A 23,353-nucleotide genomic window follows, 5' to 3' on the forward strand; every position below is an offset into this window, starting at 1 on the left:
CACTGTTTTGTTCTAACCTTTTTCTTCTGAGAAAAGGTGCGCATAGCCAGCCTTTTTTAATATTGTGAGGGCCTTTTGCTCTCGATCATTCTTTTTTGGGTCCGGGTCGGAGGCATAGGGAAACTTTGCCAGCGTTTGAATATAGTCAGGAGGTAGTTTGTGTTCCATCGCTCCAGCTAGTACGAGGGCGTGATACCAGCTATACGGCCTCAACCCTTCTACACATTTGTTGGCAATATAAGTTGATGTTGGTATGCACTTTTGATCAGTTAGGGACACAACCGTGAATGAATCATCACGAGCGTAACCTTCTGGAAAACCCTCCGCATCGTCCAAAGCGTCACGTTCACTCGTGTCAATTCGGAAGAGAACTCCATACGCAATATCTGACATGTTGTTTGTTTTTAGCAAAGTACACTTACCAGAATTGTCGGCACTCTTTTTATCAAAGCAAAGAGTGTAATCGACGGCTTTGGCAATCCCAATAGCCATCGCGCTGGGACATCTCGCTTGTAAGCGTTGGCTCAACATATTTGAGCCGTAGGCGAAGTATTGGAATGAACTCATATTTTAATTGTGCATTACCCAGACAATTTGTCTAGGATATTTGAACAATAGTGCATGATAGGGAATGTTTGTTATTATAAAGGTATTCAGATTTATTGGGGGAAATCATTATGAGTATCGTCAAAGAAACATGTGGTTCAGTGTGGAGACGCTGGGACTTGCACTTACATTCTCCGGGAACAAAACTCTCTGATGCATATGGCGGAGAAGTCGATGAGAATGGCAATACAGATGATGAAACTTGGGATGCTTATCTGAAAGCCTTGGAAGATTCGGAAGTCCAAGTTTTTGGGATAACCGATTACTTCTGCTTTGACTCATATTTTGAGACCATCAAGAGGTACAAAAAAAAGTTCCCCGAAGGACAAAAGGTATTTTTTCCAAATATTGAGTTCAGGCTTACTGATAACATTAGTTCAAGCGGTAAGCATGTGCATACCCATGTTATTTTTGATCATGATCCCGCAGTTTGCAATGAACGTAAATTCTCAGAATTTTTGACTGCACTTACGACACATATATCTCAAGGTGACGTAGATGTTAAATGTAGCAACCTCTCCGGCAAGCAGTATGAGGCAGCAACCATCAGCATGAGAGACTTAAAAAAGGCTCTCAAGGATACTTTTGGTAATGAAAATTTGTATTTGATTGTTACCGCAGCGAATAACGATGGATTACGGATGGCTGATACACAATCTAGCCGTAGCCTTTCCATTTCAGATGAACTTGATAAAGCTAGTCATGCGTTCTTTGGCTCAGGAATTAATACAAATTACTTTTTGCAGACTACTCGATACGAAGATGATGCTGAAGCATTGCCGAAGCCGGTATTTAGTGGCAGTGACGCCCACTCTTTTGATGACCTGAAACGGTTAACTGGTGATGAGCGGAACTTCCCACCAACATGGGTTAAGGCGGATACGACTTTTAGAGGGTTACTTCAGACACTTTATGAGCCGAAGGCACGAGTATACATTGGAGATACTCCAAGTGTTTTAGTGCAGCAGTCTCGTGAAGCCACTCGTTTTATTTCAAAGTTAGAAATTTCTCCAATAGCTGGGTATTCAGGTGCAAATGGCGTTTGGTTTGAAAATGTGTCCATTGAGTTTAATCCTGAATTGACGGCTGTCATTGGTAATAAGGGCAGTGGTAAAAGTGCTATCGCTGATATCATTGCTCTTTTAGGAGATTCTCGACAAGAATCGAATTTCTCTTTTCTTGCAAATAGCCGTGGGAATAAGAAATTCCGCACTAAGGGTTATGCAGAAAACTTTTTAGGAAAACTCACGTGGAAAAATGGTACGGAGCAGGAACGGGCCTTGGATTTGTCTATAGACCCGACCAGTCCGGAGAGAGTCAAATACCTCCCTCAGAATTATTTTGAAACACTTACAAACGAGATAGAGGTTAATGACTTTCGTAGGGAAATTGAGGACGTAGTTTTTTCCCATGTTGAAGATTCAGACCGGATGGGTAAATCTAGTTTTGCGGACTTAGAGGATTTCAAGACCACTCAGGCAAAACAAGATATCAGTTCCTTGAAAGTAAAAATTCGTGAATTGAACATCGAGATAGTTGAATTGGAGAAAAAGGCTGCCCCATCCTTTAAGAAAAGCATAGAAAAACAACTTAAAGCTAAAGAAGATGAGCGCCATGCGCTCGAACAATCAAAGCCTAAGGAAGTCCCAAAGCCCGCTGAGGAAACCGAGGAACAAAGGGAAATAAATACAGAACTAACTGTAGCAGGGGATGTACTCAGTGGTATTGTACTGAAAGGCAGGGCGGCTGCAAACCAATTGTCTTCACTGAAGGTCAACCGCCAAAAATTAGTAGACTTAAAGGAATCTGTTTCCAGTTTGAGTTCTTCGTTAACTGTAAGGCGTGCAGAGATTGTATCGCTCTGTAATGAACTTCAATTAGATGCTGATAACATTTTCAAATACAATATTGATACATCCAGCATAGATAAAAAAATCAGTGATGTGTCCCAAGAGATAGGCGCTTTAGTAAAGGACAATAATCTCACGATTGATGAAAAAACTGACTTTCAAAAAATATCTAGTATTCCAGATTTACACGCTGCACATAAGTTTGTTGAAACTAAAATTAAAGCATTAAAAGAAACCCTTTCTGCGCCTCACCGAAAATACCAGACGTATGTGCAAAGTGTGAAAGAGATTTCTGCAAAATTACAAGAGTTAAAAGGCGACCCTGCATCTCCTCAGCTTGGAACGATTAATTATTTCAAGGCCCAGTTGTCTGAAATTGAAAACGTACTTACACAAAAAATTAAAGATAAAGTTGCAGAGAGAGAAACTCTCTCAAAAGGCATCTTTGAAGCAAAAACCAAAGTAAGGTCGTTTTATGAAGGATTAAAAAAGCGTGTTGAAACACGTCTTGCAGACATTAACACTGATGAGTTTACCGTTACGATTGATGCCTCGTTTGTGCCGACGGGTGGATTTGAGGAAACCTTCTTCCACTTTGTTAATCAAGCCGTTGTAGGCGAGTTTCGAGGAACAGAAGCGGGTAGAAAAAAATTACAAAGCATCATGGCAGACGTTAATTGGAATGATGCGGATAGCATTTTGGTGTTTATCAATGAGGTTATTGAGACCCTGAAAAAACACCCTTTTGAGGCACAAGTTAAAAACATTAAAGAATTGTATGACTTCCTTTTTTCTTTTGAGTTTTTTGATGCGAAGTATGAGTTACGCCTTGGCGGTAAAAACTTGAACCAGTTATCTCCCGGCGAGAAAGGTCTCTTACTTCTAGTCTTTTACCTGCATTTGGATAAGGAGAAAACGCCGCTCATAATAGATCAACCAGAAGACAATTTAGATAACGATAGTATATTTTCAGTTCTTGCTACATGTATTAGAGAAGCTAAAAAGTCTCGGCAGGTAATTCTTGTAACACATAATCCTAACCTTGCTGTTGGTGCTGATGCAGAACAGATTTTATTTGTAAAGTTAGAGAAGCATAAAAATTACAAGTTTCTATATGAGAGTGGTGCTATTGAGAATCCTAAAACGAATGGGCATATCGTAAAAGTTCTTGAGGGGTCACGGCCAGCCTTTGTTCAAAGGCGACTTAAATACCACATACGATAATTTACTTAACACTCTTGAGAATCAAAACTGTTTTTAAGCAATCAAAAGGATTTTGATACTAACTCATTCGCAAACCAAAAATTACACTTTACAGCGCCCCCTAAGGGCGCTCTTATAGTCACACTCACACCGTGAACGAATTTTCTTTTGCTGAACGGAATGAGTCATGAAACATCCTGTAAAATTGATCTATGAAGGCCCAGCCTACCTTATTGTGCTTGGTGTTGCCTTTTTGTCTGCCGTTATCTTGCTTGCAGTCGGTGTCCCAGTCGAGGAGTTATTGACCCTTTTTCAGGGGCTGGTGGGCTGATGCTAGTTTTGTATCTTTTCATGTCATCTAGCGGACGATGTAGGTTGCTACGACAATTGCTTTAATGCTCCGCCAATCACTAGACATTTCATATTTCGCCCGTAGCAACTTTCGAGGACAGCTCAAGCGGTTCGGTATTCGTCAGGCGGACAGACATTTCCACTCACTGGTGCTAGGTAAGACAGGAACAGGGAAGACCACCTGCATAGAAAACCTGATAAGGCAGGATATAGACGCCTTTCGAGGGCTGGCTCTCATAGACCCACACGGAGACCTTGCCGAGCGTATTGCCGCCGCTATACCTCCATGCAGACAACAAGACCTTATATACTTTGATGCAGGAAACCCACAGCAACCCTATGGGTATAATCCACTCCGCTATGTACGACCAGAACAACGTCCACTGGTGGCTTCTGGTGTACTTGAAGTATTCAAAAAAATGTGGGGAGGCTCAGGAAACAGTTGGGGCGTCAACATGGAACACCTACTCCGTAACTGTATTCTCGCTCTCCTAGAAGTACCCGAAAGCACCTTTGCAGACATCCCACGCATACTGACCGATACCAAGTATCGTGCAGCAGTCATTCCAAAGATTACCAACCAGCAAGTACGGACATTCTGGGAACGAGACTTCAAGGCTGGCGGCTTTGACCGTCCTGCTGCAATCGGTCCGGTACTAAACAAGGTGGGGGCGTTTCTTTCAGACCCTATGCTTCATAGGGTGCTTACGAAACCAGAAACCCCACTCTCATTCCGCTCCATTATGGATGAAGGCAAAGTGTTAGTGGTTAACTTGAGCAAAGGACGTGTAGGCGAGGATGCCTCATCACTCTTGGGTAGCCTTATCGTCTCTATGCTCACCATAGCAGCATTCAGTAGGGCGGACATACCAGAAGAAACCCGTAGACCCTTCCACCTCTTTATAGACGAGTTCCAGAACTTCAGCACCAAAAGCGTTGCTAATGCTGCATCAGAACTCCGCAAGCAACGGCTCTCTCTCACTGTTGCCAGCCAGTACCTTGAAGGTATCGATACCGACATACGGAATGCCATACTGGGGAATGCAGGAACGCTTATATCCTTCAGGGTGGGAGCGAAGGATGCTCCGTACCTTGCCCGTGAGTTTTACCCTGACATCACACAGGAAGATTTGCTGAACCTGCCGAATTATAACGCTGTTGTTCGGTTAATGATTGACGGGTGTCCCGCGAGGCCGTTTGGGGCAGCAACGGACGGCCGTTGTTAATTTGTGCATACCTTTGCCTGCAACTGTAGTTTTGACGCTTCTCTTTTAATCCAGGCAGTATCTGGGTCATCTCCATCACATTTATGATAATTTCCGTGCATGCGTACTGAATAAAGCGGGCCATTAGATTTGCATATAGTTTTGAAACTTTTAGTTCTGCGATCGATACATATTATCCCGCTTTTATTGTTGAGTTTATCTATTGCTTCCAGAAGAGCATTCTCAATTGTTGCCCCTTTACCCGTTCTCCATTCTCCTGCATGAACGATAGGGGTGACCAATATAGCGCACAGTAATGATACAGTTGATGTGATTTTAAGTTTCATAAAAAACCTCCTATGATGTTTTTGATTGTAAGATTATCGGGTGACTTGTTTCCGAAACGTCTCCACCATGCCATCTGACACATCGGATGGATAGCATAAGGGGCTATACCCACCGGGCTTGGAATACGCACTCCGCTTCCCACACATACTTCCATTAGACGCTCTGTTGTATGGACAGGGGCAGTTGCCCGGATAGTGTGATATAGATTGCTGAATCAAAACCTGACGTATTTCGTCATCGGTCAGCTTTTTCTCGTCAGTAATACTGGGTATAGAAAACAGACAAATCGAAAGCGTAGCTATTAGTATGCGTTTCATTATGTATCTCCCTACGGACAGCCAAGGTCACTGTTGAGGTCACCGTTTGCCCATGTAGCAGACGCTTCTGGGAATATGTCGAGACCACTCAGGGTTTCCACATCTGAAAGTGGCTTGATGTGGTCGCAGTAGTTGGCGTTCCGGTCAGTGTCCTGATCAAACACAAAGGCAGTCATTGCTCCTGCTTCTGTTGCAACCACCTTGAAGTATCCAGTGGGAACAGTGTGTGTCTCATCTGCCTTGGGTAGCGTCATCTGGTTTTCGTTCGGGTCGTAGAGCGGCCCTGTCACCACATAGATTTCCTTCCGTTTGTACGCTACATCCCTAACCGCACTTTCCAGTGCCACCCACGCCCCTTGGTTGAGGTCGCTTTTCTGGGGTGTAATGTTGGAGAGAATATTGGTAGACCGCCAGAATACCGTGCCTGCAAAACTTGCCAGTGGTGCTTGGTGTCCACGGTCTGTCTTGAGGTCACCGAAGGCAGACTTGTAATCGTCTGGTTCGAGGGTCTCTGCATCATCCAAAAGCGGGTCTGCTTCCCAGTCCCTATTCAGAGACTTTGATGTACCAATAGTCTCAGAGGTCACACGGTACGCCACCCAGTCTGCAAACTTGGTGGTGTCATTGGATGACAGAGCAAAGATTTCTCTGACGATAAGGTCATTACTCTGCGGTGTGCCGGTTGGACACCCCTTCAGGCAATGGACAATATGGATTTCACCGGCAAAGGCGGTGGTAGAGAGTATCAGTGTAATAAACGCCGATACGAGGCATGAAAAAGCACGTCGCATGGATAGTCCCCCAATCTAAAAGTTGTTCACGACTCACAACTCCAATGAAGTAATCATACATATTTATTGCCCTCAGGGTAGTATTCTTTGTACAGTTCCCGTGCAGTTTTGAGTCCACACCTTAACTGATGCACATAACGGGGGTTATCATGGAACTAATTGTACGGCGTGGCCAGAAGTCTGGCATGCTCAGCTCAAAGATCATTTTTACACTCAGTGTACGGGCAAAGCTTACCGAGGAAGAGGCGGCAAACGTACAGAAATACAAACTGAGCAGCACCGTTCTCTATAAAAATTATGAGATTGAAGATCGTGGCAGTGGCCTTCTGGGGCTTGCATCACGAATGGCTATCAAGTCACTCAACACACACATCACGGTTGGTAGTCTTATGGAAGGGATTAACCTTGAATGTAAGGATGTGGTTGAGATGCTTGCCATAGAAGAGCAAATCATCGAAGCCAGTGAACTCTTCAAGCAAGTGCTTGATGCATCCACTCTGTTTGGTGGTGAAGAGGTCATATCGTTTGACGGGGCTGTCGCTGCTGGGTAACAGCTCGTGGCAAAGTCATCGAACAACCTCAATATACCAAACGGCGTATGGTATATCCTCGCCGCACCCTTTGTGTTGGTGTGGCGGGGGATAGCGTCCCTCTTTCATCTTGAGGTATCGGAATATGAACGAACCCATGCCTTGTACCAAGAAGCACTCGCTCGGTATGAGGCATCACCCTTTGCAACACATGATCGCAATGAGTTCATTGTAGACTGTGTGGTGGACGCAGCTCGGCTTGCAGATGTACACTCGCCAGCCATTTCTCTTGAAATCTACACCCTCATCGAACTGCTGACCCATGAAGAATACTTTTGGGATGCCCCTACGTTCACATGGTCAGAGTACCAAACGCTCGCCGAACGGGCCAATATGCGGGATCGTTATCGTGCCTGTATCCGTTTCTATGAGCATGGGGAAAAACAGATAATTCAGTGGCGTTCCTTCGTGGTGTACATGGCTGCGGCACTTCTAAAAAGTTTGCCTGAAGATGCTCTATCGAAAACATCAGGCGATGACGACCTGCCGGTTTTCACTGTCCCATTAGTAACTTTGTTTGACGACCCTGTTGATGTGATACATGGAGTATTCTTTAGTTTCTTCACTGCCGAAATGCTCGATAGCGGCCTATTCTCCACTACCATTGAACGCCTCACAGACAATGTATATGAACTATCTGGTGTGGAGCGACACACACAAAAGCCGCCAACAAAGAAACTCCTGACACCGGCAGACTGTCCTCAGAAATCCACCACAGAGTTAGCCCAGACCTTCTTTGGTGGCACAGCCCTTGAACTGTTTTTAATGTACCCGCTGCCGTTCCCCATTCCAGAGGACGCACGTTTTGAACATTGCCATATTCTCGGTGGCACCGGGCATGGCAAAACACAACTGCTTCAACTGTTAATCTATCAGGACTTGCTCAAGGCAGCAGAGGATGGGCGGTCAGTGATTGTGATAGACAGCCAAGGCGACCTCATTCGTACCCTGTCCCACTTGGCACTCTTTGCACCAGATACCGAAGGAAGCTTGCAAGACCGCTTTGTCCTTGTAGACCCAAACGATGTCGAGTTTCCGATGGCTCTCAATATGTTTGACTGCAACAAGGGTCGTTTGGACGGGTATTCGCTTGCTGAACGGGAGAAGCTGCTCAATGGCATCATATCCCTCTATACCTATATGTTCGGCGCACTCCTTGGTGCAGAGCTGACCGATAAGCAGGGGGTCATCTTCAAATACCTTGCTCGCTTGATGTTGGTGATACCAAACGCCACCATTCACACCATGCGAGAACTCATGGAGGACGCTGCATCGTTTCGGAAGTATCTGCCGCAGCTAGACCCCACGACCCGCCAGTTTTTTGAGACACAGTTTTTCAGCAAGTCCTTTGCCCCTACCAAGCAGCAGATTGCCCGTCGTCTGTGGAGTGTACTCTCGCATACTACGCTTGACCGCATGTTCTCCCAGAAGGAAAGTAGCCTAGACCTCTTCGATGCCATGAATAGCGGCAAGATTATCCTCATCAACACGGCTAAAGATTTGCTGAAGTCTGACGGTAGCCAAGTGTTAGGGCGGTTCTTCATCAGTATGATTGTTCAAGCCGCAATGGAACGAGCAACCATACCCGCAGATGAGAGGACACCCTGCTTTGTCTATGTCGATGAAGCCCATGAATACTTTGATGAGAATGTCAGCGACCTCCTGATACAAGCCCGCAAGTACAAGGTATCCCTCACCTCGGCACACCAGACGCTCGACCAGCTAAGCCCGTCTCTACGCTCCACCATGATGACCAACACCAGCACGAAACTCATTGGTGGGGTCAGTGCCAAGGATGCAAAAGCATTCTCTGAAGAAATGCGGTGTAAGACGGAATACCTGCAAGGTATCCGCAAGCACAAAGACGAGACAGAGTTTGCCTGTTGGATTAGAAACGTAACGGGAAAGCCCGTTACCCTCTATGTACCACTGGGAGCAGTAGAGCGGCAACCAACTCTCTCTGGTGAAGAATACACCGCCCTCATTGACGCAAACCGTGACACATACTGCGTACCGCTCACTGAGGCATACAGTGTCACAGAAACCGCTGTTACTGAGACGGTAGAGCCAGAACAGGCAGAAAAGCACACCGCATACACCCCAGAACCCACGCCGCCTAAGCCGTCACCAGACACCCCCAAGCGGAAACGCAGAACCATTCCCATAGAACCCGCACCAATGGGGCAAGGTGGGCAGAAACACATCTACATGCAGACTTTGATTAAACGGTGTGCCGAGGAACGGGGCTGGCGAACGGTTATAGAGAAACCAACACCTGACGGAAAAGGACGGATAGATATATCCCTTGAGAAAGGGGAAGAGAAAATAGCCTGCGAAGTCTCTGTAACCACTACCGTAGAGCATGAACTGGGGAATGTACTAAAGTGTCTCTCTGCCGGTTATGAGCAGATACTGGTGGTGGCAGAAGAAAAGAAACGGGTCAAAGCCCTGCAAGATTACATATCTTCACAGTTAGAAGGTGGGGAAGTGCAGAAAGTGTCCTTCCTGCTGCCTGTTGAGGCACTGTCTTTTCTGGATGAACAGACCGTTGAACCGGAAGAAACCACGGTGCGAGGGTATAAGGTGAAGGTATCTCGTTCTACTAAGACAGCAGGTGATGCGGAAGAACGGAAGAAAGCGATTGCGAAGGTGATTGGGAGGTCTTTAGTTAAAAAAAAGTATTGACAGGTGGAATCGTAAGATGCGAATCTAGAATCGAACGAATCAGAAATGCTTCGATTCTTTATGGCAAGTGTGGTTCATTTGCTTGAAATGTCTTTGTAAATTGCTTTGTTTTGTGTTACACGCCACGCTTTCGAGCTGAGAAATGTCTTAATTTTTATCAGCCAAAACTTGAGAACATGAGATGAAAAAGGCGATCACTACAAAATTTTCCAGACTTGTTGGAAACATGTTTTTGGATACTACTTCTAGTAGGGTGGAGCGTGTTCAAAGGAAACTGTACAACAGCCAAAGGGGTGTTGTCAGCAGGTTTTCTCGTGGTAATGCCAGCATTCAGAATGGTCGATATCTCACGAGAGAAGACCTTGAAGCCGAGCGCGCACAACGCGACAAATATTACCGAGAACATACAGCGTAAATTTGGCAGCTCTTTATGGATTTTGATTTTAAGAAAAGTGTGGAGGAATATCTTGTTCACCTTTCTGAGGTCGAAGGTTACGTAAAAGAGGCGGAAAGAATACGCAATCAAACTGTTATACCGGCTATTAACGAGTTGAGGTATGCAGGACGGTATATGTCAGAAATATACCTTGCATTGATATCTGGTGTACACTCAGATAATTCTGATGATGTGAAGGTGGTAATCAGAGATAAGCTTCGGGATGCAAACTTTTCTTGCTTGAAAGCTAAACATGACGTCATGGATGCTGTGCGGGGTCAATTACATGCGGATTATATGGTTTTAAGGAAAGAGTTTACGCCTAGTGTGGTCAGAAAAACGCTTCCAAAGCACGATGATATGCTTGCTTTAGGTAAAGAAATTGACCGTTGTCAAACAGATTCCCGGAAAGATCGGGATAATATTGATGAACATTATGGCGATATGTTCAAAAACTATTATCCAAAAGTTCTAGAATATTTATCGCTCATGAGTGACCCATTAACCATTGAGAGTTTGCATTCTGAGTGTAAAAGCAATCGTCGTAAAAGTTTGTACACTGCGGCAGGTATTTTTTTGGCTGCCTTGGGTTTGTTAGTCGGTGTTGCCCAATTGCTTAAAGGCCCATAACCAATTGATAAAAAACAATAAATATTATATGATAAAGACTGAACAATATGCTTTTTAAGACGCAAATAGAAGGCGTGTGTTCTTGAAGTGTTCTTTGTTTTGACTATATAATGATATGCAAGCAATGGAGGACTTACTGATGTATGGACTACATAAACTTCAGATGATTATAGGTGGCTTGTTTGGCAAAGGTATATCCGCTAAGTCTAAACGTGTTCAAAGGCAACTCCACAATAGTCAAAGGCTTATTGTCAGTAGGCTTGCTCGTGGTAATGTCAGCATTCAGAATGGTCGATATCTCACGAGAGAAGACCTTGAAGCCGAGCGCGCACAACGAGAAAAATATTATCGAGAACACCCTGCTTAGTCACTATATAGAAACTATACAACCTGTCTGCTAGACAGGTTGTTTTATATTGAACCACTTTCCCACAATCCCATTTATATTCACAGCATTTGGGTCAATTAAGACCTGACCATGCTCTCGCCTAGCCAAAGAATGCTCATCTATTCCAAGCTCATTCGCCAGCTCTTTAATGCTAACACCATGCCGTAAACGATATGCCTTAATCTTCTCCCCAAGCGTTACTGGCTCTGGAAACGGTTCATATCCAAGGAATGAGATGATAGCCGGATAATGCTTGATACTTGGCTGTGCATCACCCTTTTCCCAGTTCATAATCGTGAAGTTTCCCACCCCAATGAGCTTCCCAACGTCCTTTTGCCGTAGTTCCAGTTCCATACGCCTTTTGAGCATATGCTCTCCAATGGTCTTAGGGTGTTTTGGGTAAGTCTTTGGTTTTTCTATAGAAAGACTGAAATTGCAAAATGGCAACGAACCCCTGTCGCTGTGGGTATTTGGATGATGCTGCGATGGCGTGTGGTCGTGCGCCCCGGTGCGCGGCGGAGTATCAGGCGAAAATATCAGGCCCCTTGTTTGACCGGTTTGATATATTTATGGATGTACCGGCGGTATCTGCCGCTGACTTATCACTGCCATCCAGCGCAGAACCGTCGGCAGTGGTTGCCGCTCGTGTGGCAGTGGCCCGCGCCCGGCAAAGGAGGCGCGCTGAAGCTGAAGGCAAGGAAGATGTCTTTCTGAATGCCCATGCTGACGGGGCATACCTGCAAGCAATTGCTGCGCCTGACGCAGGCGGCAAACAGATGCTTGAGAAAGCAGTTGATCACTTCCGCCTGTCTGCGCGCGGGTATCACCGCGTACTGCGTGTTGCCCGCACCATTGCAGACCTTGCAGAGAGCGAAACAGTACACAGCGATCACATCGCTGAAGCCCTCGCCTATCGCCGCATAAACCCACAAGCTGCAAGTATAAGAGCGGTGGGATAAAGATGATAGGTATTGGCTGTGTTTAAACCGGGTTGTTTCCCTTGAGGTGTGTGATAATAGACAACAGGTTAAACACTGAATGGGGGAATATAAATGAGTCAGGTTTCTCAAGGCGATACAGTAACTATTGATGGCGTTGAAACAAATGGTTACTCAAGTGGTAACACTAATGACATTACAATTATTGTTACCTCCAGTGGTCAAGTCTCTAAGCCAGAAGGTAATGTTATCGAACAGCTCTCAAGTGGTATTATTGAGAACGATGGCACAATATCTATAATATCCCAAAAAGTATTCGATGTTGCGGTAGGTATTTGGGAGCAAGGGCGCCCCTTTACAGTCTTAAATACAGGTTCTGTTAGCGCAACAGCTCTTGGAACATCTGCAACAGCTATTGGTATGGTCCTGCATCAGGATGGAGAAGCCATAAATCAAGGTACCATAACATCTTCCAGTTTTTATGAGTCAATTGGCGTTTGGATTAAAGGTCAGGAGCGCTGGGATGTTACAGTTTTCACTAATGAAGGTCGTGTTGAGGCTGTTGGTGGAAGCAATGCAATTGGAATTAAAGCAGACTCGGTAGAATTTACAAATCAAGCTTCAGGGCAGATTATCTCCTCTGGGGTAGGAGCGTACTTTGGACCAGAAATATATTCTAGTGGTGCAGAGATTATTTTTGTAAATCATGGCCTTATAGAGGGTGATGCTGGTGCGGTGCAAATTAACGAAACGTTTTATTCTTTTCTGAATACTGGCACATTACGCTCAACTGAGGATGGCGGTTTTACGGTTAGCTTTGGGATGGGTGGTTCTTTTTATCCTGTTCGTAATGAAGGGCTGATTGAAGCGCAGGGAGCGAATGCCTCCGCTGTTATTACATCAGATAATACCGCATCTGTTTTCTTCATGGAAAATTCTGGGACAATTCGTTCCACAGAAGCTGCAATCCAAGGTAGACTAGGGGATACGCAAATTACCAATACAGGCCTGATCGAAGGAAATATTTTACTCGGAGGTGGCCGGGACTTATTAGACCTGCGACAAGGCCAGGTAGAAGGTAATGTTGATCTTGGTGGAGGTGATGACAGATTACTTTTCAGTGGGACTTCGGATGTATCTGGCAGCTTTGATGCAGGAGCAGGTGTTGATCAGCTTAGCATTACTAGTGGCCTATCTTCTGGTACCGTAATATTTGATGCGGATGTGTTCAAAGGGTTTGAAAGGATATCTTTTCTTGGAGCGGGTACGACAATTATACATGGGACACTTGTGTTAAGCTCCATGGATATGGGAGGTTATTTTTACGGAGATGAGGAGACCCCCGGGTTGTTCTCGCTAGAGGATGCGCATATTACTGTCTCTTCAAGTGGATTTAGTACCGTCCAACGACTTGATTTGGATACCAAGTCAACTATCAGTACTTTTGATGAACGCGGTGTGCAGGTTTCTATAACGGACACATTGAATAACCAAGGAAGCATAATAGGAAGTAGCATCGCTCTACGTCAATATGGAGGAACACTGGAGAATAGCGGCTTGATTCGTGGTGTAGATATTGCTGTGACTATTGGTTATGGTAGTATTGTTTTGGTACATAATACAGGCGTTATTCAAGGGGATATTGCGTTTTACGGAGGTAGTGAAAACGATACTCTTTTATCTTCGGATGGCGTTGTTATTGGCCGAGTGGAAGGTCATGATGGAGATGACAAACTCATATTGGGTTCTGGTAATGACATGATATTGGGCGGTAACGGCTCGGACACCATTGTTGGCAATGCAGGCAACGACATTCTTGATGGAGGTGCTGGGGATGATGTTTTGCGTGGGAATGCGGGGGATGATGTCTCGATAGGGGGTGCTGGGGCTGATGCTCTCTGGGCAGGCTCTGGCGATGCCGGGTATGACTTTGGCGCAGGCGGTGCCGGTGCTGATACTCTGGGCGGCGCCGCCGGGAACGACTTCCTTGTGGGGGGTGGTATTAATGATGGCTCCACCATTCACTATAGCAGCGTGAATGATAGTTCGGATGACGGCAGCGATGTCCTTTACGGCGGGTCCGGAAATGACACGCTTATCGGGGGCGGTTGGGATGATAGTGCTGTAAGTGACAATGGCCTGTTTGATGCTGGTGAGGAAATTACCACAGGTACAGATGCTGATCAGATATGGTCCGGGTCTGGGGATGACCTTGTGTACGGCGCAGGTGGGGCGGATGTCCTTGGCGGCGGTGAGGGGAATGACAGCCTCTACGGTGCTGGTGGCAATGATACGGTTTATGGCGGTCCGGGAGACGGTCAAGACAGCGTGGATGGTGGTTCTGGTAATGACCTTGTTTATACAGGGGCTGGTAATGACACCATCGCTGGGGGCTCCGGCAATGATGAGCTGTATTCCGGTGGCGGCGTTGATGTTGTGGATGGCGGCGTGGGCAGCGATACCTTGTTTGGCGGTGGCGGGAATGACCAGTTCACTGGAGGTTCCGGATCAGACACTTTCTATTTTGCTTCAGGACACGAGGACGACACAGTAACAGACTTCAGCGTCAGTGATGATATTCTGGGGCTTGTCAACACTGTAACAGACTTTCAGTCCGCGGCTGATGTTCAGGCTGCTGCAACCAATAGTGGGGGGAATGTCATCATTGACTTAGGAGGCGGCGGTAGCGTCACCCTAAATGGCCTTTCCGTGAATGACCTAGCTAATATAACATACGAATTTTGATGCCGTTGTTTAACGAAAAGTCATGTTATACCCAAGAAAGTCTATAATAGCTGGATAATGTTTGGCGCTTGGTTTGGAGTAGCCCTTCTCCCAGTTCATGATTGTTCTGGCTGATATATTCACGAGCTTCTCAACATCCTTTTGGCGTAACTCCAGTTCCATACGCCTTTTGAGGATATGTTCCCCGATTGTGGTGGGGTGTTTTGGGTAAGGTGTTGGCTTTTCTACAGAAAGCCTGAAATTGTAAGATGGCAACGAACCCCTGTCGCTGTGGGTATTTGGATGATGCTGCGATGGCGTGTGGTCGTGCGCCCCGGTGCGCGGCGGAGTATCAGGCGAAAATATCAGGCCCCTTGTTTGACCGGTTTGATATATTTATGGATGTACCGGCGGTGTCGGCCGCTGACTTATCACTGCCGTCAACCGGCGAACCGTCATCTGTTATTGCCGCCCGTGTAGCAGCGGCGCGCGAGCGCCAGCACGGCCGCGCTGAAGCTGAAGGCAAGGAAGATGTCTTTCTGAATGCCCATGCTGATGGGGCATACCTGCAAGCAATTGCCGCGCCTGACGCAGGTGGCAAACAGATGCTTGAGAAAGCTGTTGATCACTTCCGCCTGTCTGCGCGCGGGTATCACCGCGTACTGCGTGTTGCCCGCACTATCGCTGACCTAGCGGGCAGCGACACCGTCACCCAACCCCACATCGCCGAGGCCCTCGCCTACCGGCGCATCACACCGCAGGTTGCTTCAAGATAATAGAGCCAGATATTAACCTGATTATATGATTAGGCGCTTGAATTTAGGGATATGTCCGTTTCTTTTGTGAACGCTTCCAGTTTTCTCCATTTTTAATAGAGGAACTCACCAAACATTACCAGTCCGTAACCTGATGAGAAGGCTGTCACTACTTAGGTATGGTGTGGTTTGTTGCGGTAAATTAGTTAGAAATCAATGAAATTGAAAAACCATCTTGTTGCATATATACAGCACAATACATTGTTTTATAACACATTATTGTTGCAAAGGGTTACATAACGTGCTTTGACCCCCTATAAATAGTTCGAATACAAATTATTTTAATCATACACAATGCGTTGTTACGTTTGCGCGTTAACAACCAGAGGAGGCTATTGTGGCGTATAAATATTCAGGCGCATCTGCCATTGCGCTAACCACTGCACTTGCTGGAACGGCAGTTTTATCTGGGGCTGTCCAGGCGGAGGTTGAAGAAATTATTGTAACGGCAACTAAACGTGCTGAAAGTACACAGGATGTTCCTGTTGCTGTAACGGCGATGAGCAGTACAACACTGGAAGACTTAAACGTTGATGTGTTTACGGATTACCTGCTTGAGCTGCCGGGGGTTTCTTCCGGTGGGTCAGGCCCGGGTCAGGGTACAATTTATATCCGGGGTCTTTCGTCCACCACGCCGCACCTTACTGTGGCCGGTGTCTCGGGTCTTGCACCGAACGTAGCACTTTATCTTGATGAACAACCAGTGACACAAGTTGGCCGTAACCTTGATGTTTATGCAGCTGACCTGAACCGAGTGGAAGTACTACCGGGGCCGCAAGGTACTCTGTTCGGTGCGAGTTCCCAAGCTGGTACCATCCGCCTTATCACCAACAAGCCAAACCTTAGTACTTTTGAAGCCAGTATAAGCGCGGGTGTTTCATTCACCAAAGGTGGTGAGATGAGCGAAAAGGTTGAAGCGATGATCAACTATCCGATCATCGAAAATAAATTCGCCCTCCGTGGTGTTTTCTACAATGATAATCAGGGTGGATACATCGACAATGTTTACGGTACCCGTTCGGCCGCGGACAGTGCGCGCTTTGCCAGTTCGACGGCTCGCCCGAACGGCGTTCTTACATCTGATGGTTTTCAAGCGGGAGCGGATCTGTCCGCTGTCACGTTCCTTGATGCAGACAATCTTGAGCATGTGGAAGAAAACTTCAATGATGCGTCTTACACGGGGTTTCGCGTCAGTGCTCTGTATGAAGTGAATGAAGACTGGACTGTCACAGCCACTCACACACGACAGCGTATTGACTCAGAAGGGGTGTTCTTCATCGATCCTGAGCTTGATGACCCGGACGATCTGTCGGTTCAACGTTTCTCGCCTGATGAAATTGTTGATGACTTTGACAACACCTCTCTTACTGTTGAAGGCCGTCTTGGTATGCTGGAAATGGTGTACTCAGGGGCGTTCTTGAACCGTGATACAGCGCAAACGGTTGATTATACAGACTATCTGTTTGTAGGGCAGTATTTGCCATACTATATCTGTGATGCGTCTGTTAGTTACCCTGGCGCGGCGGACCCGTCCGGTACGTGTCAGCCACCAAATCTTTATGTGAACTCGACAACAGATACAGAAGTTATGACGCACGAACTGCGCTTTGTGACTCCTGAGGAAAATCGGTTGAAAGCAACATTTGGTGGTTTTTATAGCGACCAGAAAATTGTTGAAAACAATAACTTTACCTATCCGGGATCTCGGTTCGTTGCAGGCTATGCGCCCGGTGAAATAGGGTTCCCGCAAAATGGACCGTTACCGGGTTCATCTGTCAGTGACCCTAATCCACGCCCTCTTGGTGTGATCTTCTTTAATGATATCACGCGCACAGATGTGCAAAAGGGCCTCTTTGCTGATGTCACCTATGATCTTATCCCTGATACGCTTTCTATCACAGGCGGTGTGCGTTGGCATGATGTAGATGTGCGCCTGAAGGGTAGTGCGAACTCGTCTTTCAATAATCTTTTCTATCAAGAAGATGTGAATGATTTTGGCACCAACCTTGACACCCAGTTTGATGGAACACAGGTTATTAATGGGGTAACAGTGCCGACAGGCGCAGAAGCCAAGGGCACGGTGTTTAAAGGAAACATTTCATGGACACCGAATGAGAATACTCTCATTTATTTCACATACTCTGAAGGGTTCCGCCCAGGCCTTCCTAACCGCCCAGCGGGTGCGGGCGGCGGTGCTGTTCCGGCGATTATCCGTACGGATGAAGTAGTAAATTATGAATTTGGTTGGAAACTGGATCTGTTTGAAAATCAGCTTCGGTTTAACGGAAATGCCTTCTATGTTGAGGTGAAAGATCTGCAAACCACAATCTTTGACCCGACAATTGTGAACCTCTTTTTCTCTGACAATGCAGCAAATGCAGAAATTAAAGGGGTTGAAGGCGACCTGACCTACGCACCAACCGAAGTGCCAGGCCTGACTATCAGTGGTGCCTTCTCCATTCTTGATACAGAAATTAAGGAGTTGGTGGGCGCTAGTGTGGCGATTGCTGGGCCGGGTGAAGATCTTGCAAATGCACCGTCTTTCCAGGGGAACCTGCGGGCGCGTTACGCATGGGATCTGAATGATGACATGCGGGCCTATGTTATGCCGCGCATCACCTATTCGGCGTCGTCTTATAGTGATATCGTCCTTATCAACCGCGCAGAACAGGACAGTTACTTCCTGATGAACATGTCTTTTGGCATTATAATGGAAAACTGGTCTGCTGAAATTTACGGTGAAAACCTGACTGATGAGCGGGCACAGCTTTCCAATAACCTGTATTTTGACCGTGAGCGTATCTCTATAAACCGGCCACGCACATTTGGTTTGCGGGTGTCCTATAGCTACTAGGACTTTAGCTGAGAACCAGAATTAAAGAGGCGCCCCTTAGAGGGCGTCTTTATTTATGGATGTAACTGGGGTAAGTCTGTTTTATGGACGATAAAACGACGCAGGCATCGCTTAAGACCGCACAGGCCCATATTTATAAGGGGCAGTTTGAAGTGGCGCTTGCTGTGCTTTCTTCCCTTGATATATCGGGAGGTAACGGCCCTGATATTCTCTATATGAAAGCCGTGTGTGAACGCTACGGCAAACAGTATGCTGCTGCGGGTAAAACTCTGCGTGCATTATTTCATCTAGCCCCTGAATTTGGTCGAGGGTATCAGGAGCTTGGCTACCTCAGGCTAGCAGAAAATGATCAGACTGGTGCCTTCTCTGCTTTTTCAAAAGCCTGCCAGTATAATCCTGCTCTTGAAGCAAGCTGGCGGTCGTTGGCAGAACTTCAGAAAAATATGGGCAGGCAGGTCGAGGCGGATCAGGCATTGGCGCAGGCGAACCGGCTGAAAGCCCTGCCCAAAGAGTTATTCGCAGTCACTAATTATATTTATGAAGGCAAATTACTGCGGGCAGAAAACTTATGCCGTCGTTATCTTCAAGCCAACCCCAAAAATGTCGAGGCCATGCGCCTTCTAGCTGATATTGGCCGTCGTTTTGGTGTATTGGAAGAAGCAGATTTTTTACTTGAAAGTGCGCTGGCCTTTGACCCTGAGAATATTCAGGTCAGGCTTGATTACATACATATTCTGCGACAGCGGCAAAAGTTTGATGCCGCTTTAAAGGAAGCGCGGGCTCTTTATGAAAGAGAACCTAATAATCCCGTCTTTCAATCACACTATGCCATCGAGGCTTTGCAAGCGGGAGACTTTGATACAGCTTTCAGTATGTTTGACAGTGTTCTTGAGCGCATACCAAATGATCCAGCAACACTTACTTCAAAGGGGCATGCCCTTAAAACGGTGGGTAAGCAGGATGCGGCGATTGAAGCTTACAGGGCAGCTTGTATCAGCAAGCCTGACCACGGAGATGCATACTACGGCCTTGCAAACCTGAAGACTTACCGTTTCACGGATGATGAGCTGGGGAGAATGACCGTGCAAGAAGCATCACCAGATATTTCGCACATGAGCCGTATTCAGTTATGTTTTTCCCTTGGAAAAGCATATGAGGATAGAAAGGAATATGACAGGTCTTTCGGTTTCTATGAGCGCGGCAATGACCTGAAGCGTGCGCAAAGCCGCTATGATGCCGATCAGATGGCAGAAGAACTGGATGCTCAGGCTGATGTTTGCAATGGAGAACTGTTTGCCAAACATAAGGGTGCCGGGTGTAGCGCTGCTGACCCCATTTTTATCGTTGGCTTACCGCGCGCTGGCTCAACGCTGCTGGAGCAAATTCTGGCCTCGCATAGTCAGGTAGATGGCACTCTTGAGTTGCCGAACATTCTGTCGCTGTCGCACCGGCTGCGAGACCGGCAGAAGGTAAGTTCAGAAGCCAGTTACCCTCGTATTTTACATAGTCTCAGTGCTGAAAAATTACAGGAACTGGGCGAAACCTATATTCGTGAGACGCAGGTTCATCGATCAGGGGCACCTTATTTCACAGACAAGATGCCTAATAATTTCCGGCATATCGGCCTGATCAAACTGATCTTGCCAAATGCTAAAATTATCGATGCCCGGCGTAACCCAATGGCTTGCTGTTTCAGTGGTTTCAAACAGCTTTTTGCAGAAGGGCAAGAATTTACATACGGCTTAACTGAGATTGGTCGTTACTATAAGAGCTACACAAAATTAATGGACCATTGGCACAGTGTGTTGCCGGGGCAGATACTGCATGTACAGTATGAGGATGTCGTTGACGATTTGGAAACGCAAGTGCAGCGTATTCTGGACTATTGTGGCCTGCCGTTTGAAAGCGCGTGTGTGAACTTTCATAAAACAGAGCGGTCTGTACGCACAGCCAGTTCTGAGCAAGTACGTCAGCCCATTAACAAAAGTGGGCTTGAGCAGTGGCATCACTTTGATAGTTATCTTGGCCCCTTGCGCGAGGCACTCGGCCCGCTCGCCAGCCCTTAACCCAGCTTTGCACCGTTTTGCAGCGGCTTGTCTGGCACCGCCAGCACTACGTCACCGCTTGCATCATAAAAGCCGGTGACAAGGCATTCTGACATGATTGGCCCAATTTGTTTTGGCGGGAAATTCATCACAGCCATCACCTGTTTGCCAATCAGGTCTTCTGGGCTGTAATGCACGGTTATCTGGGCGCTTGATTTCCGCACCCCTATTTCTGGCCCGAAATCTACTTGCAGGATATATGCTGGGCGTCTTGCTTCTTTGAATACTTCTGCGGCAATAATAGTTCCGGCTCTAAGGTTTATTTTATCAAAATCAGCCCAGGTAATCTGTTCTTTTGTCATCGCTTCGTTTTATCCATCTTAGCTGCGGGCAATGTTTAAAAAGTGAATATGTTTATTATATTGGCTCAGGATATCATGGATCAATTGTTCCTCGCTGTAGCCATAAACACAGTAGTGTTGGCTGCCTTCAAGCAGATCCACTTCTGCCTGATAAAAGCGCCGTTTATCGTCTTCATCTTTTTTGTTGATATAGGCAAAATCAGGCCGCAGACGGCTGCGCACACGAACAGTATATAAAAAGTCGGTCTCGCCGCCGTGCAAAATGCGGATTTCATGATTTTCTTCGTCAATCAACGCTTCTGCAGCACAGTCATTTTTCATGATTTCTGCCCCAACCTTATGCAAGGCTAGCATGACAGTTTCTGCAACATAAGCCTCCACCTTTCTTTTACTGGGGTAGGTCATGAGGGCGCTTAATCTTTGTTTCCAACTGGTCTCTGCACCAATGATTTTCACATCAGGGGCAACTGCGGCTCCTTGCATTTTTGCGGCCTCAATTTTTAGCCCCTTCATAAGCCCCATGCAGGCAATAATGATCACAAAGGTAAAAGGCAATGCAATGGTGATAGTGGCCGTTTGCAGGGCCACAAGGCCCCCGCCAATCATGAGGACAGCAGCCACCACACCTTCTGTTACAGCCCAAAAAACACGTTGCCAAACAGGGGGGTTCATATGGCCACCAGAGGTGATGGTATCAATCACCAGTGAGCCTGAATCTGATGAGGTCACAAAGAATGTCATGATCAGAAGTATGGTGCAGAAAGAGACTATGCCAGAGAATGGCAAGTGCTCGAGAAACGCGAATATCCCCAAGGGCAAATTATTTTCAATAGCATCGGCGATGCTAGGCATAACGCCGTTCATTTCAAACGAAATGGCGCTGTTACCAAAGGCAGTCATCCAGATGAAAGTGAAAAGGGATGGTACGAGTAAAACACCGAGCATAAACTCGCGAATTGTGCGGCCCCGTGATATGCGCGCAATGAAAATCCCTACAAAAGGCGACCAACTAATCCACCAGCCCCAGTAAAACAGTGTCCAGCCTGCGAGCCAGCTTTGGTCTTCTCTGTAGGCGTTCATATAAAAACTGCGTTCAACAAGCGTACTGATATAAAGCCCAAGGTTTTCAACAAAGCTGTTAAGAATAAGCAGTGTGGGACCTGCAGCAATGACAAACAGCAGCAAGAGGGTGGCAAGTACCATATTAATTTCAGATAATTTTTTAATTCCAGCATCCAGCCCAGAGACAACGGAGGCCGTTGCAAAGGCGGTAATAACAGCGATGAGGACAATTTGTGTTGTGGTGCTGTAGGGAATGTCGAACAAATAGTTCAGTCCGGCATTTACTTGCGAAACACCAAAGCCTAGCGAAGTAGCAACACCGAAAAGGGTTCCTACAACAGCAATGGTATCAACAACATGACCGGCGGGGCCGTATATTCTATCCCCAATCAAAGGATAGAGTGCCGAGCGGATTGTAAGGGGCAGGTTGTGGCGAAAGCTGAAATACGCAAGGATAAGGCCGACAATGGCATATATGGCCCACGCATTGATACCCCAGTGAAAATAGGTAATTTGCATTGCTTTTTTTGCGGCTGCGATTGTTTCCGGGGTGGCATTTGGCGGCATCATATAGTGGGTCAGGGGTTCTGCTACCCCGTAAAACAGCAGGCCAATACCAATGCCTGCGGAAAACAGCATCGCAAACCATGACGTGAAGCTATACTCGGGCTCAGCCTGGTTTGGGCCAAGTTTGATTTCCCCCGTTTTTCCGATAGCGATATAGAGGCCAAATAATAGGAACCCCACCACAGAGGTCATATAAACCCAACCAAATTCTGTTGTGATAAAGGCCTGTGTTGCAGCAAAAAATGCACTTGCCCGTTCTCCGGCTACAAGTGTCACGATAACCAGGAGACCAATCAGAAAAGCGGAGGGGTAAAATACTGGCGGCAAAATGCTCGCTTTTTCGCTTCTGGAATTATCCAAGTCTTTCTTTAAATACATCGATACCCGATCATTTGCTTTGAGTTCTAATTATTATTCTTGCTCCTTCTATAGCGGCTTAACGAGAATGAAGCCACCCATGTGTCAGAAAATGTCTGTTGAACAGGCTTTTATGGGGCTTTTCTCTTTGGGGCATCATTCTTCTTCAGTGATTATTTCGGATCTGAAAAGGCCGTGCACAAGAAAGCCTGTAAGGCGGGCGAGCTAG

General features: G+C 46.5%; 19 protein-coding genes and 1 pseudogene. 12 read left to right on the plus strand and 8 right to left on the minus strand.

Annotation, left to right across the window (positions count from 1 at the left end):
- Positions 1-12: 12 nt before the first annotated feature.
- Positions 13-567 carry a gamma-glutamylcyclotransferase family protein gene (locus ICL80_RS02535; RefSeq protein WP_194214564.1) on the minus strand — a complete coding sequence of 185 codons (555 nt, stop codon included), beginning with the start codon at positions 565-567 and terminating at the stop codon, positions 13-15.
- A 110-nt stretch (positions 568-677) separates the two neighbouring features.
- Here ICL80_RS02535 and ICL80_RS02540 point away from each other — a divergent pair, with 110 nt between their 5' ends.
- The 3 genes from ICL80_RS02540 (at position 678) to ICL80_RS02550 (ending at position 5,236) form a co-directional block, all read left to right on the plus strand.
- A complete protein-coding gene (locus ICL80_RS02540) occupies positions 678-3,680 on the plus strand; it encodes a TrlF family AAA-like ATPase (protein WP_194214565.1) in 3,003 nt (1,000 codons plus the stop codon).
- A gap of 166 nt (positions 3,681-3,846) precedes the next feature.
- On the plus strand, positions 3,847-3,990 hold the full coding sequence (locus tag ICL80_RS02545; RefSeq protein WP_194214566.1) for a hypothetical protein: 144 nt from the start codon (positions 3,847-3,849) through the stop codon (positions 3,988-3,990).
- Positions 3,991-4,054: 64 nt separating this feature from the next.
- Positions 4,055-5,236, plus strand: a complete 1,182-nt coding sequence (locus tag ICL80_RS02550) for a type IV secretory system conjugative DNA transfer family protein (RefSeq protein WP_194214567.1) — start codon at positions 4,055-4,057, stop codon at positions 5,234-5,236.
- On the opposite strand, the gene ICL80_RS02555 is transcribed toward ICL80_RS02550, so the two are convergent.
- Genes ICL80_RS02555 through ICL80_RS02560 form a run of 3 tightly spaced genes read right to left on the minus strand, consistent with a single transcriptional unit; the run spans position 5,233 to position 6,671 of the window.
- Complete coding sequence (locus ICL80_RS02555) at positions 5,233-5,562, minus strand: hypothetical protein (RefSeq protein ID WP_194214568.1); 330 nt, start codon at positions 5,560-5,562, stop codon at positions 5,233-5,235. The two genes, ICL80_RS02550 and ICL80_RS02555, sit on opposite strands and share 4 nt — an antisense overlap.
- Before the next feature lie 33 nt (positions 5,563-5,595).
- Positions 5,596-5,880 carry a hypothetical protein gene (locus tag ICL80_RS18265; protein WP_380083345.1) on the minus strand — a complete coding sequence of 95 codons (285 nt, stop codon included), beginning with the start codon at positions 5,878-5,880 and terminating at the stop codon, positions 5,596-5,598.
- A gap of 11 nt (positions 5,881-5,891) precedes the next feature.
- Entirely contained in the window at positions 5,892-6,671 is a 780-nt protein-coding gene (locus ICL80_RS02560; protein ID WP_194214569.1) for a DNA/RNA non-specific endonuclease, read from the minus strand.
- A 149-nt stretch (positions 6,672-6,820) separates the two neighbouring features.
- Between ICL80_RS02560 and ICL80_RS02565 the strand changes: the two genes are divergently transcribed.
- The 4 genes from ICL80_RS02565 (at position 6,821) to ICL80_RS02580 (ending at position 11,379) form a co-directional block, all read left to right on the plus strand.
- Positions 6,821-7,222, plus strand: coding sequence for a hypothetical protein (locus tag ICL80_RS02565; protein WP_194214570.1), 402 nt, complete (start codon positions 6,821-6,823; stop codon positions 7,220-7,222).
- A gap of 6 nt (positions 7,223-7,228) precedes the next feature.
- Positions 7,229-9,946, plus strand: a complete 2,718-nt coding sequence (locus ICL80_RS02570; protein ID WP_194214571.1) for a type IV secretory system conjugative DNA transfer family protein — start codon at positions 7,229-7,231, stop codon at positions 9,944-9,946.
- A 430-nt stretch (positions 9,947-10,376) separates the two neighbouring features.
- The gene (locus ICL80_RS02575) at positions 10,377-11,012 is read left to right on the plus strand and encodes a hypothetical protein (protein WP_194214572.1); all 636 of its coding nucleotides are present in this window, start codon (positions 10,377-10,379) and stop codon (positions 11,010-11,012) included.
- A gap of 139 nt (positions 11,013-11,151) precedes the next feature.
- Entirely contained in the window at positions 11,152-11,379 is a 228-nt protein-coding gene (locus ICL80_RS02580; RefSeq protein WP_194214573.1) for a hypothetical protein, read from the plus strand.
- Between the two features lie 30 nt (positions 11,380-11,409).
- Here ICL80_RS02580 and ICL80_RS02585 read toward each other — a convergent pair whose 3' ends face one another.
- Positions 11,410-11,769: a helix-turn-helix domain-containing protein gene (locus ICL80_RS02585; protein ID WP_194214574.1), complete on the minus strand. Its 360-nt coding sequence runs from the start codon at positions 11,767-11,769 to the stop codon at positions 11,410-11,412.
- A 74-nt stretch (positions 11,770-11,843) separates the two neighbouring features.
- On the opposite strand from ICL80_RS02585, the pseudogene ICL80_RS02590 reads away from it, so the two are divergent.
- Both ICL80_RS02590 and ICL80_RS02595 read left to right on the plus strand, forming a co-directional pair.
- Positions 11,844-12,359: pseudogene (locus ICL80_RS02590) on the plus strand (magnesium chelatase subunit ChlI family protein); the annotation flags it as partial.
- Positions 12,360-12,452: 93 nt separating this feature from the next.
- The gene (locus ICL80_RS02595; protein WP_194214576.1) at positions 12,453-15,083 is read left to right on the plus strand and encodes a calcium-binding protein; all 2,631 of its coding nucleotides are present in this window, start codon (positions 12,453-12,455) and stop codon (positions 15,081-15,083) included.
- Positions 15,084-15,092: 9 nt separating this feature from the next.
- On the opposite strand, the gene ICL80_RS02600 is transcribed toward ICL80_RS02595, so the two are convergent.
- Entirely contained in the window at positions 15,093-15,338 is a 246-nt protein-coding gene (locus tag ICL80_RS02600; RefSeq protein ID WP_194214577.1) for a helix-turn-helix domain-containing protein, read from the minus strand.
- Between ICL80_RS02600 and ICL80_RS02605 the strand changes: the two genes are divergently transcribed.
- From ICL80_RS02605 to ICL80_RS02615, 3 genes are all read left to right on the plus strand, one after another.
- Positions 15,332-15,838: a magnesium chelatase subunit ChlI family protein gene (locus ICL80_RS02605; RefSeq protein ID WP_194214578.1), complete on the plus strand. Its 507-nt coding sequence runs from the start codon at positions 15,332-15,334 to the stop codon at positions 15,836-15,838. The genes ICL80_RS02600 and ICL80_RS02605 overlap by 7 nt on opposite strands.
- Before the next feature lie 376 nt (positions 15,839-16,214).
- Complete coding sequence (locus ICL80_RS02610; protein ID WP_194214579.1) at positions 16,215-18,731, plus strand: TonB-dependent receptor; 2,517 nt, start codon at positions 16,215-16,217, stop codon at positions 18,729-18,731.
- Between the two features lie 83 nt (positions 18,732-18,814).
- Complete coding sequence (locus ICL80_RS02615; protein ID WP_194214580.1) at positions 18,815-20,797, plus strand: tetratricopeptide repeat-containing sulfotransferase family protein; 1,983 nt, start codon at positions 18,815-18,817, stop codon at positions 20,795-20,797.
- Here ICL80_RS02615 and ICL80_RS02620 read toward each other — a convergent pair.
- Positions 20,794-21,138 carry a tRNA-binding protein gene (locus ICL80_RS02620; RefSeq protein WP_194214581.1) on the minus strand — a complete coding sequence of 115 codons (345 nt, stop codon included), beginning with the start codon at positions 21,136-21,138 and terminating at the stop codon, positions 20,794-20,796. The genes ICL80_RS02615 and ICL80_RS02620 overlap by 4 nt on opposite strands.
- Positions 21,139-21,156: 18 nt before the next feature.
- On the minus strand, positions 21,157-23,145 hold the full coding sequence (locus tag ICL80_RS02625; protein ID WP_194214582.1) for a BCCT family transporter: 1,989 nt from the start codon (positions 23,143-23,145) through the stop codon (positions 21,157-21,159).
- Positions 23,146-23,353: the final 208 nt, after the last annotated feature.

The organism is Kordiimonas pumila (assembly GCF_015240255.1).
GTDB classification, from domain to species: domain Bacteria; phylum Pseudomonadota; class Alphaproteobacteria; order Sphingomonadales; family Kordiimonadaceae; genus Kordiimonas; species Kordiimonas pumila.

What these genes read in the sequence shown, in the direction of transcription:
- ICL80_RS02595 (WP_194214576.1), top strand. Translation starts at nt 12,453, where the DNA reads ATGAGTCAGGTTTCTCAAGGCGATACAGTAACTATTGATGGCGTTGAA.
- ICL80_RS02565 (WP_194214570.1), top strand. Translation starts at nt 6,821, where the DNA reads ATGGAACTAATTGTACGGCGTGGCCAGAAGTCTGGCATGCTCAGCTCA.
- ICL80_RS02625 (WP_194214582.1), bottom strand. Translation starts at nt 23,145, where the DNA reads ATGTATTTAAAGAAAGACTTGGATAATTCCAGAAGCGAAAAAGCGAGC.
- ICL80_RS02545 (WP_194214566.1), top strand. Translation starts at nt 3,847, where the DNA reads ATGAAACATCCTGTAAAATTGATCTATGAAGGCCCAGCCTACCTTATT.
- ICL80_RS18265 (WP_380083345.1), bottom strand. Translation starts at nt 5,880, where the DNA reads ATGAAACGCATACTAATAGCTACGCTTTCGATTTGTCTGTTTTCTATA.
- ICL80_RS02585 (WP_194214574.1), bottom strand. Translation starts at nt 11,769, where the DNA reads ATGCTCAAAAGGCGTATGGAACTGGAACTACGGCAAAAGGACGTTGGG.
- ICL80_RS02580 (WP_194214573.1), top strand. Translation starts at nt 11,152, where the DNA reads ATGTATGGACTACATAAACTTCAGATGATTATAGGTGGCTTGTTTGGC.
- ICL80_RS02575 (WP_194214572.1), top strand. Translation starts at nt 10,377, where the DNA reads ATGGATTTTGATTTTAAGAAAAGTGTGGAGGAATATCTTGTTCACCTT.
- ICL80_RS02615 (WP_194214580.1), top strand. Translation starts at nt 18,815, where the DNA reads ATGGACGATAAAACGACGCAGGCATCGCTTAAGACCGCACAGGCCCAT.
- ICL80_RS02550 (WP_194214567.1), top strand. Translation starts at nt 4,055, where the DNA reads ATGCTCCGCCAATCACTAGACATTTCATATTTCGCCCGTAGCAACTTT.
- ICL80_RS02560 (WP_194214569.1), bottom strand. Translation starts at nt 6,671, where the DNA reads ATGCGACGTGCTTTTTCATGCCTCGTATCGGCGTTTATTACACTGATA.
- ICL80_RS02540 (WP_194214565.1), top strand. Translation starts at nt 678, where the DNA reads ATGAGTATCGTCAAAGAAACATGTGGTTCAGTGTGGAGACGCTGGGAC.
- ICL80_RS02535 (WP_194214564.1), bottom strand. Translation starts at nt 567, where the DNA reads ATGAGTTCATTCCAATACTTCGCCTACGGCTCAAATATGTTGAGCCAA.
- ICL80_RS02605 (WP_194214578.1), top strand. Translation starts at nt 15,332, where the DNA reads ATGGCAACGAACCCCTGTCGCTGTGGGTATTTGGATGATGCTGCGATG.
- ICL80_RS02555 (WP_194214568.1), bottom strand. Translation starts at nt 5,562, where the DNA reads ATGAAACTTAAAATCACATCAACTGTATCATTACTGTGCGCTATATTG.
- ICL80_RS02620 (WP_194214581.1), bottom strand. Translation starts at nt 21,138, where the DNA reads ATGACAAAAGAACAGATTACCTGGGCTGATTTTGATAAAATAAACCTT.